1 pseudogene is annotated in these 600 nt (G+C 32.7%); it reads left to right on the top strand.

Features of this window, described 5'->3' with window-relative positions:
- Window positions 1–187, top strand: a pseudogene (locus ACFIQE_RS11290) (hypothetical protein); the annotation flags it as partial.
- Window positions 188–600 lie beyond the last annotated feature (413 nt).

Raw genomic sequence — 600 nt, 5'->3', positions numbered from 1 at the left:
GAGTGGCTCTTGTGAGATTTATGGCTCTGTTTATGGCAATGCTAAAATCTCATATTGTGCAACGATCTGGGGGCGTGCTTATGGCAATGCAAAAATCAACAAAAAAAGCAAAGTAAGGTTGGTTCCAAAAAATTGTGAGGTGTATGAAAGAGATAATGTTATCAATATAACTGATAAAACAGAATAAAAACAGGTATGGGGGGCGTGCCTTCTTTATGGTTATAAACGCATATAAAATGCATTGCTATAAACATATCATAAAAGAGAGAGTAACATAAAAAAAGCCGTGTCAAATGATATGACGCGGCTTTCAAATAGCGATTATAATGATAGAAAAATAATCATCCACAATGGAGTAATGAATGCATATATACAAAACGTATCATATTGCAAGCACTCTATGAGAGATATGAAAACTTATCAAAAGAAACGTAAATGTGCGTATGATCTTTAATAACTCATTTGAATTACAGAGCCTATAAACGCTTGTTATGGCTATTAAACGTATCAAACAAATCAAAATGCTCGGTAGCTTTATCAATCCAATCAAAAGCAAATGCATATTAAGTGAATGTCTTGTAAAAACGTTCTTTTTACATT

The organism is Bartonella sp. AA1HLJMS (assembly GCF_042197445.1).
GTDB lineage: Bacteria > Pseudomonadota > Alphaproteobacteria > Rhizobiales > Rhizobiaceae > Bartonella.
Note: the sequence above shows the minus strand (reverse complement) of the source record. Positions and strands in the feature narration are given on the sequence as shown.